The organism is Paraburkholderia ribeironis (genome assembly GCF_900019265.1).
Taxonomy (GTDB): Bacteria; Pseudomonadota; Gammaproteobacteria; order Burkholderiales; family Burkholderiaceae; genus Paraburkholderia; species Paraburkholderia ribeironis.
In genome coordinates, this window is the sequence record NZ_CYGX02000035.1 from 45,974 (window position 1) to 54,912 (window position 8,939).

The following is an 8,939-nucleotide window of genomic DNA, read 5'->3' on the forward strand; positions in this document are numbered from 1 at the left end:
TCACACGTACGCGTCTTCGCTCACAATCTTCCTGCTTTCTCGATACTTGTGAGGAGTCCACGGACCCCACTTCGCCTCGTAGATGGCACGGTTGGTTTCGAACAGCGCACGCTTTTTTTCTTCGCCCAATTTGTTGAACGACGCGGAGAGATGGTGATGCACAAACACGTCCTCAGCACAGCCGACACGTAGACCGGCGGCCTGAACGCGACGGCAGTAGTCGTCGTCCTCGAAGAAGCCTACGCCGTAGTCCTCGCTGATCGGGCCGCAACGTTCGTAGGTACTACGGGGCAGCATCGCGCAGAAAAAAGCCACGGTGTCCAGTTCAAACCATTCGCCGAGACAACGGTCAGTCAGCGCCTGCGCTTCGATATGCATTGCGTCGAGTCCCGTGTAGAGCGTATCCACGCGGGCCTCGTTGCCGATGTTATTGGTTACCGGACCGATAATGCCGAGCCAAGGATTGTGACGCAGGTGCCTGGTCATGCGCATCGCCCATCCGCGCGTGACGACTGTGTCGTTGTTCAAAATGACGAGGTAATCGCCCATCGCGGCGGCGAGCCCCTGATTGTTGCCGCCGGCAAACCCGCGGTTGTCGTCGTTGAGGATCAGCTTGACGTTTGCGCGCGAGCCAGCCCACGCGGACAGGTACGCGGGTGTACCGTCGCTCGATGCGTTGTCGACGATCACGATCTCGAGATCGACTCCGTCGCTGTGGCGCTCAAGGCTATCGAGGCAATCCTTCGTGAGATTCAGGTTGTTGTAGGTGAGCACGATCGCGCTCACCTTCGGGCGCGGCAACGCCTGAATCTCGTTGCGAAAGTCGGCGACACGATGCGCCCAGGTTTGTCCGGCCGCGAATGCTTTGCGGCGCGCGACGACTTCCTGCGAATCGGGCAGAGCGGCCAGCGCTGCGCGCACCTGCCCGACAAAACCTTCGTGTGTATCCGCAATGCGCACCAGATCGCCGAATTGCGCCATTTCCGGCAGATCGACCCCGACCACCGAACGCCCCGCACCCAGATACTCGTAGACCTTGACAGGGTTGGTCGCGAGCGTCAGCGGAATCACCCGGAACGGCATCAGGCAGACTTCGAACGCGTACAGATAGTAAGGGAGCTTGACGTACGGCACCTCGCCCGTCATCTGCACATTCGGATACCGCGCGAGTTTGTCGCCGACGCCCGCGGAATCCGCGCCCACGAGCAGCACCAGCGCATCAGGAAACGACTGCGCAATCTGCGCAACAAGCTCGATATCGAACCATTCCGCGATCGCACCGTAGTAGCCGATGATCTGCCGGCCCTGCGGATCGACGAAGCGCTCGGCCGGTGCGTCGCAAAAATGGCGATATTGCCCAGCGTTGCGAATGACCGACACATGCGAATTGCGTTTGCGCGCGTGATTTTCGAGCCACGACGACGTGGTGACCAGCAAATCAGCGCGCTCCATCATCTGCTCTTCAATCGCGAGCAGTTCCTGCGGAACGTTGCCGAACCCTTCGTGGTGGTCCATGCAATCGTACGCCAGGCATTCGGACTGCAGGCCGGTCGCGATTGGATACCAGTAACCGTGCTGGATGATCGACCACGATCGATCGGTGCCGCTCCAGTCCAGCAAGAGCCGCATTCCGGCGTGAATCTGCTGGATGGCCTCAGCGGTGGGTGCAGCAAAATAGATGGCGGGTGCGCGGTGAACCTTCAGCCTGACTTGATAGAGCGGAAGCAGGTCGTCCAGTCGCTCGATCGAATAGCCGGGCTCGCGTGCGTCGTCAAAATGGTTCGAGAAGAAATAGACGCGATGGCCGGCCTGCGCGAATTCGCGTGCGAGATGCTGCGGCCGTTGAATCCGGAAGTGCCAGTCGATGATGCTGAACACGAACACGTCGGGCAATGCACGGGGCGTCTTCGACGCCAGCGTGATGCCGGCGGGACTGGCCGGTGGGTTGGAAGGCTCGGACCGCGCGACCGATCCCGCCGGCATGGTCCCGGCCGGTGCGATTTCGCCGCGCCGTTTCATTTGCTTCGGGATATACGCGAGCGAACGATGCGCCACGTTCCACACGCCGCCGTGCGCATAAGCGTAGTTGACGTCGTTCAGGCGGCGCCGCATCCAGTCCGGCATGCCGCGAACGACACGCAGCGGCGCCGTCCAGCGCCAGCTGCGGGTGGCAAGCAAGGTTGTCACCTCGGTCATGAGAGACTGTTGGCGGTACCGCAGAAAGTGAATGCACTCGTCGCGCTGATGCGTCGCGTCGATCAGTCTGGCGTGCTCATCGGTCAACTGTTGCAACTTGCCGCGCAAGGTTTCGCATTCGTGCGTGAGGACCGACATGCGGGTGGACGCACTGACCAGACCGAACTTCGCATTCTTCGCGGCAGATCTTTCGACTTCCAGTTGAGCGAGCGCGTGATCTGCACGCAACTTCTCAGCGTCGAGCTGCGCCAATGCCTCGTCCGCACGTGATTTCTCCGCTTCTGCCTGCGCGAACGTCTGTTCGGCACGCACCTTCTCGGTTTCCAACTGCGCGAGTGCCCGATTCGCGCGCAGCCCTTCCGTCTCCAGGTGAGCGATCGCGTGATCTGCGCGTAACTTCTCAGCATCGAGCTGTGCCAATGCTTCGTCCGCGCGCCATTTCTCCTTTTCCGCTTGTGCCAATGCCTGATGAGCACGGGATTTTTCCCCTTGGACATAGGCAAGCGATTGCTTTGTGCGCGTGCTTGTATCGTCTGCGTCCACGCCGGAGCGCCTCGCGTCTGCAAGCGAGAGCCGTTGCAGGCCGAGCTGCGCAGTGCGCGCGTAGATCAGCAGAATCTGATGGCCGGCCCAGTACGTCGGCTCGCGAAAACGCGTGTCGACCACCGACTCGTACACCAGCGCCCAGTCCGGATTCGGCGCAAGAGGGATATTGGGTGCGTCGAATGTCACTTCGTGTTCGATATGCCGGTCGAATTCCCGATATGGCAGCAGCAGGACTATGAACTTCGATGCGTAATGCGAGATCTGCTCGAACGCATCCCACGGCTTCACGAAGTGCTCAAGCGTGTTCGATGAGAATACGACGTCAAACGGCGGACGATCGGGCCGGTCCAGCAGGTTTTCGTGCGAGAACCGGGCATTCCGGTGGGTACGCGCCGCGCGTTCTATGGCAGATCGTGAGAAATCGATACCGGTGACGTTCCACGACAGCAACTGCGCGAGCGTCTCCGTGCCGTCGCCTTGCGCGCAACCCCAATCGCAAACACTCAGGTTGTCCCAGCGCACCTTGTGCACCAGCCATTGCGGCAGCGCTTCAATGGCGACGCGTGCGAAAAAGCGACTCTGTTCCCGGCCGCCGTTCGATTCCCAATCGCTTTCGAAGCGGTTGTCCCAATACTGGCTGCTATTTATGTTGTTCTGGTCACTCATGCTGATACTCGCAGCGCGGCATGCCCGCGTCCATGGTTTGCTCGACGTCGGCGAGAAAAGTGCCGTACAGCTTGTGTTCAGTGAGCGAGGTAAAGTAATGCGCGCCCTCGATGTACTCGTAGTACTGCGGCATAACACTGGCGCGGTCTTCGAGCGCCACCGCCAGCAGATAATTGCCGGCATTGAGCCGGTTTTTCATCCTGAAGCGCACGAGCACAGTGCCGTCCACCTGCGTGAAGTCGAGCGATCGTTGATCCCGCGTGGTCGATACGATCAGGTCTGTACCCCGCAGATCTTTTAGTGAAAACGCGACGCTCAGCGTCGCACGGTTCGCAGCCGCGGGCGGCCGCACCTTGACCCGGATCTCGATGTCATCAAGCGCCATCATGGTCGAAAGACGCTCTCCGCGTGCGTTGAAAATGCCGGCATCGAGAATCGAGCCGACGTGACTGCCCCAGTGATTGATCGGGCGATGCTTTGCCGTCAGTTCGACGGCAGCGTCGGTGTTCGCGACGACGGTGGCACCGCTGTCGGACGTGCGGGAGGCTTCGGCGTGCTCCGTCGAGGCGGTATCGGCAACGCGCGCAGGTTCGGCGCAGCGGGCTTCGCTGAGCCGCGCGTCGTTCTTCTCCTGGAGTTCGTGCTCGTCTTCCGTTTCGAACAGGAACTGGTTGTACTGCGCCGTCACGGAAAACGCGTCGCCAAGCATGCGCACCTTGCCCTGATCCAGCCAGAGCGCGCGGTCACACAGCGTGCGCACTGCGCCGACATCGTGTGAAACGAACAGGATCGTGACGCCATCGGACTGCATCGACTTGATACGGTTCAGACACTTGGCCTGAAAGCGCGAGTCGCCTACCGCGAGCGCTTCGTCCACGATGAGGATTTGCGGATCGACGTGAATAGCGACGGCGAACGCGAGACGCACGTACATGCCGCTCGAATACGTCTTGATCGGCTGATCGATGAACTCACCGATTTCCGCAAACGCTTCGATGTCGGCGAAACGCGCATCGATTTCCGCACGCGACAGGCCGAGTACGGCGCCGTTCATATAGACGTTCTCGCGTCCCGTGAAGTCGTTGTTGAAGCCCGCGCCCAGTTCCAGCAGCGCCGCAATGCGTCCGTTGACCTCGACGCGACCCGATGTGCCGCGCAGCGTACCGCAGAGGATTTGCAGCAGCGTCGATTTGCCCGAGCCGTTGCGTCCGACGATTGCACAGGTCTCGCCGCGGGCGATTGTCAGATCGACATTGTCGAGCGCCCGGAATTCGCTCCAGCCTTTCTGCCGGCGCGGCGCGATCACGTGCTTCAGGCGCTCCAGCGGCGTGTGATACACGGCGAAGCGTTTGGAAAGACCTTCGATGCGGATGGCGACGTCGTCTTGCATCGACCGGCCGGAAGTCTCGGTGATCGATTCAGAGCACATCGGCAAATCCATCTCGTGCACGTTGAAACCAGGCGAGCGACAGCCACGCAAAAACGAAGCTCGACACGATATAGATCGCCAGCATCGGAAAATCCGGCAATTGGCCGCCAAGCATCACGGCGCGCGCTTGCTGCACGATGAATGTCAGCGGATTGGCGCGCAGTAGTGCCTGAAACGCTCGCGGCAGTGATTCGGTCGCGTAGAAGATCGGGCACAGAAACATGATGAACGACGTCAGCACGCCGATGATCTGCCCGATGTCGCGCACATACACACCAAGCGAGCTGACGATCCAGCTGGTGCCGACCGTCATGAAAATCAACGGCACGAAGATCAACGGCAGGAATGCGAGTGTCCACTGAACGGTGCCGTAGACGAGCGCGGCAAAGACAATCCACACCAGCATGCTCATGCAGGCGTGAAAGAGCGCCGTGCCCACTGTCATCCAGGACAGCAATTCAAGCGGGAAGACAACCTTTTTCACATAGTTGACGTGGCCGCCGATGAACATCGGCGCGCGGCCCAGACACTCGGCGAAAAAATTGAAGATGATCAGGCCGGCGAACAGCACCACAGAGAATTGCAGGCTATTTGACGTGCCGGCCCAGCGTGCGTGGAGAAAGACACCAAATACGACGGTGTACAGTGAGAGCATCAGCAGCGGGTTAAGGAACGCCCAAATCGTGCCGAACAGCGATCCGCGGTAGCGGCTCGCGATGTCACGCCGCATGAGCTGCATCAGCAGTTGCCGATGGGTCAACAGATCGAGTAGGACTTTCCCGAAAGCTGCGCGATGCCTGAGTTCAGCGCCTTCCTTGACAAAAATGGTTCGACTCATCGGTTTCACGTATCAGGGTGCCCCAGATCGGATGTATGGGGCGAGAGCGGGAGCATCAATTGCGATGTGCGTGTTGGCATGTCGGACGCCCGGTGCGAGCGCGCAAACATTGGATCAAAACGCCGGCTCCAGTCCACCTCCTGACGAAACGACGCAGTGTCTTCGGCCTTGGCCACGTTTGCCCGCGCGCTGTCCCAGAGTGCGCGCCAGTTGCTATCGGGCGCGATGTGCGTCACACCGTGCGAGTGACCGCGGTGATGCATCTCGCCGAATGGCGTCGACCAGACGGGCACACCAAAACTGCGGTACTCGTAGAACTTGATCGGATCAACGCCGGCCGTGAGCGCGTTAATGCGGAATGGAATCAGCCCGACCGAGAATTCCTGCACCAGCGTAACGGCGCGTTCCTGCGGCACCTCGCCGAGCAGTTCGATATTCGCCGGTAGATGGGCCGGACGCGCGACAAATTCCGGGCCGATCAGACGGATCGGCACGTCAGGCAGTGCTTCGGCGAGCGCCTGCACGAGCGGCCAATCGAACCAGTCAGCGATGGTGCCAACGTAGCCGATGTAGCGCCGCCGTCCAGCTTCTGATGGCTCGGCCAGACCGGCGGTCGGATAGCCATTGAGGATGGCGATTGCATCGGGGCGCTTGCGGCGCACATCGAGCGCAAGCGCAGTCGACGAACAGTAAACGTCGCCTGCTTTCCTGAGAAGTGCGCGCAGACGCATGCGCATCGACAGACGCGATACACCGCGATAGAAATCCGGGAAGTTGTCGAGCACGTCGGCAAACGAGCGGTCATACGGCACGCGCCGCAGCGCCCAGTCGGCCAGCTTGCTTGGCCGGCCAACGCCCAGCACGCAGTGATCGGCGCCGCGTGCGAAGCGCTTCAACTGATTGCACACTGCGCGCCACGCAGTAAAGCGGTTGATGACACCGCTCATCGGCAGCGGTTCGATCGGCAGCGCTCGTGGTCGCACTACGTGAACCAGCGGGTCCGTCGGATGCGCAACTTCCCCGTTAGACGTGCGCAGACGCTTGAGGTCGGCGAAGGTTGGGAGACGCGTGGGATACGGATCGATCCAGAGGATTTCGTCGAAGCCCTTGTCGGCAAATGCCTTCACCATGAAATGCGGGCGCTGTGCATAGCTCGCGTAAGGCACCGGGGAAAAATAGATCAACCGGCGGCTGCCAGCCATTACGCCGCCGGCCGTGTCCCGTTCCGTGTGCGTGTTCATGCCGGTGCCCCGATCAGCACAGCCTGCGCTGCCGCAGCGGCATCCCGCGCGGGCTGCTCGCGGCATCCCAGTTCGCGCTCGAGGATATCGACGATGCGACGCGCGGCGCGGCCGTCGCCGTACGGCGATGCGCCCTGCGCCATCTGGAGGTAAGCGCCCGGGTCGGTGAGCAGTTGGCAGACGGTGCTGACGATGCGGTTGGTGTCCGTGCCGACAAGTCGCGCCACGCCCGCTGCCACTGCCTCAGGACGCTCGGTTTCGTCCCGCAGCACGAGCACCGGTTTACCGAGAGCTGGCGCTTCTTCCTGCACGCCGCCGGAATCGCTGAGGATCAAATGCGCGGCTTCCATCGCGGCGATAAATGACAGATAGTCGAGCGGCGCACACAGGCTGACGCGCGGATGCTTACCCAGCAGTCGGCGCACGACAGACGACACGTTCGGATTTGGATGCACCGGGAACAGCACTTCGAGCACTGGATCGTGTTCCAGCAGTTGGAGCACCGCCGCACAGATGCGCCGTAGCGGCTCACCGAAGTTTTCGCGCCGATGCGTAGTAACCAGCATCATGCGGCGTCCATCTTGCACGCTGCGCGCAATCTTGTCCGGATGCTGGCGCGCTTCGAACAGGGCATCGATCACTGTATTGCCCGTCATGAACACGGTCTCGTCCGGGTAGCGCTCGTCGCACAGGTTTTGCGCGGACGACGCCGTGGGCGCGAAGTGCCAGCGCGTCAGGCGCCCGGTGAGGACGCGGTTCATTTCCTCAGGGAATGGATTGCGCATGTCGTGCGTGCGCAAGCCGGCTTCCACGTGACCGACCGGAATATTGTTGTAGAACGCCACCAGCGATCCGGCCAGCACGCTCGTCGTGTCGCCCTGCACCAGCATTGCGGCGGGTGCAGTGTCGCGCAGGACATCGTCGATAGAAGCAATCAGGCGCGAAGTGAGGCCAGCGAGCGTCTGGTTGGGACGCATCAGATTCAGATCATGGTCGGGCTGGATGCCAAATACCGTAAGCACCTGATCGAGCATTTCACGGTGTTGCGCGGTGGCGATAACCAGCGGCTCGAGACAGGAAGATTCGCGAAGGGCCCGAACGACAGGCGCCATTTTGATTGCTTCAGGACGGGTGCCGAAAAGCACAGCGATTTTTCTTTTCATAGTCTAAACATGGTTGACCGGTATGACGAAGCCGTTTTCAGTTTTCATCAAAGTTCTTCTTCAAGTTCGAATTCACAAGTCAACCCGGTTTTCATGATTGAGACTTCGGTCGTTGCCGGCAGACATGCCATTAAGACTTCCGGACGGATTCACAGGGCGGTGCGCGCATGCGTAGTCATCTCGCTGGCGTATTGCAGCCGCCGCTTTTCGGCTTGCTACGGTATGCTTATTGACCAATTGGTTTGGTCAATAAGTGTCAATGCGATGCAAAGAACCAACGGATTAGTGACATTCAGATTGGTCTGATGGTCAAAGCAGGCAGTAGGTGGTCCGGAATATCATTGGGCAAGGAGGGTGCGATTTGAATTGCACCCCGCAAAAGCTCTTGTTCACAAATATCTTCGCGTTTCTATTCGACATTCTATTTTTGAAGCGATGCAGGAAACTCGCATCAGTTTTCCTGTCCGGCTGTGCACTGAGCAAACTCGACCGGTTTATCGAGGTAAGCATGTTCGACGAAAAAGCGCCACGAAGTACCTGGCTGCAGAGAGGCTTCGATCATGCGACGGTTCGAGCCACGATTGTGAATCGCGCGTGCGACTCGACGCCTGAGAGCTACGCGGTTGACGGCGCTGGTGCCTGATGGACCATTGCGAAAAGTGACTGCGTAGCAGTATGACGCCGCCGCGATTTGTATCGGCGGCTTATCGGCGGGCGCTTCGACCGCTCGGCAGCCAATTGCTGCGCAATGCAACCGGCATACGACAATTCCGAAAGACCTCCATCAGACAGCCCGCGAAGCGACTACACCGCGAGCCAGACTGGTGATGGCGAGTACGCTGCCAAACCGCCAAACCGCC

Annotated in this window: 5 protein-coding genes; all 5 read right to left on the reverse strand. The window is 60.3% G+C overall.

All coding sequences use genetic code 11. The annotated features are described in order from the left end of the window. Genes BN2475_RS16955 through wecB form a run of 5 tightly spaced genes read right to left on the reverse strand, consistent with a single transcriptional unit; the run spans window position 1 to window position 8,079 of the window. A complete protein-coding gene (locus tag BN2475_RS16955; RefSeq protein WP_094780658.1) occupies window positions 1–3,408 on the reverse strand; it encodes a glycosyltransferase in 3,408 nt (1,135 codons plus the stop codon). Continuing rightward, window positions 3,401–4,837 carry an ABC transporter ATP-binding protein gene (locus BN2475_RS16960; RefSeq protein ID WP_245841355.1) on the reverse strand — a complete coding sequence of 479 codons (1,437 nt, stop codon included), beginning with the start codon at window positions 4,835–4,837 and terminating at the stop codon, window positions 3,401–3,403. Before BN2475_RS16960 ends, BN2475_RS16955 begins: the two co-directional genes overlap by 8 nt. Next, window positions 4,827–5,675, reverse strand: a complete 849-nt coding sequence (locus tag BN2475_RS16965) for an ABC transporter permease (protein ID WP_094780659.1) — start codon at window positions 5,673–5,675, stop codon at window positions 4,827–4,829. The genes BN2475_RS16960 and BN2475_RS16965 overlap by 11 nt, the downstream gene beginning before the upstream one ends. Before the next feature lie 5 nt (window positions 5,676–5,680). Then, on the reverse strand, window positions 5,681–6,916 hold the full coding sequence (locus BN2475_RS16970; protein WP_094780660.1) for a glycosyltransferase family protein: 1,236 nt from the start codon (window positions 6,914–6,916) through the stop codon (window positions 5,681–5,683). Further along, window positions 6,913–8,079 (reverse strand): non-hydrolyzing UDP-N-acetylglucosamine 2-epimerase, encoded by a 1,167-nt coding sequence (gene wecB / locus BN2475_RS16975; protein WP_094780661.1) that lies wholly within the window; start codon window positions 8,077–8,079, stop codon window positions 6,913–6,915. Before wecB ends, BN2475_RS16970 begins: the two co-directional genes overlap by 4 nt. Between the last annotated feature and the right edge of the window lie 860 nt (window positions 8,080–8,939).